The following is a 463-nucleotide window of genomic DNA, read 5'->3' as shown; positions in this document are numbered from 1 at the left end:
CATCGTTATTAGTTTTATGGTTGTAAATTTACATACTTACTGCGCATTCTTTTTACGTAGTTATTTTTCATTAAAAACCAAGCAATAATTTATAAGAGTAAATGGTATTCAATTAAAAGTTGACGATGAAACTCTTATTAACGGCATTGGTTAGCTACCGGGCAATCTGGTGAAAGACTCTGCATGTTTGGAATCGAAGAATGTCTTTCTAACGGCACCAGTAATATTAACACTACAAAATTACATTGTATGTACGCAATCTTTTTACGTAGTTATTTTTATTAGACAAACAATGAAGATATCAATTCAAACAATTTAAAAATCCCCAAAATCGGAAGCAAAATAATCAATCCAATGAGCAAAAAAATCCCGACTTTACTTAGAAGATTTATGTGATTTTCTGAATAATTTCCTTTTTCTTTTGATTTAGCTTTAAAAACAGGAATTTGTTTTGTTTGCTTAA

The 463-nt window shown here is 29.2% G+C and carries 1 protein-coding gene; it reads right to left on the bottom strand.

Translation table 11 applies throughout. From position 1 onward, the window contains the following. Nucleotides 1–281: 281 nt before the first annotated feature. Nucleotides 282–463: hypothetical protein (locus SB679_RS23100; protein WP_410704636.1), on the bottom strand; the 182-nt coding region annotated here is incomplete at its 5' end.

It is taken from the genome of Chryseobacterium sp. SIMBA_029, from assembly GCF_046535275.1.
GTDB lineage: Bacteria > Bacteroidota > Bacteroidia > Flavobacteriales > Weeksellaceae > Chryseobacterium.
The sequence above is the reverse complement of the archived record's forward strand: the minus strand, read 5'-3'. Positions and strand labels throughout refer to the sequence as shown.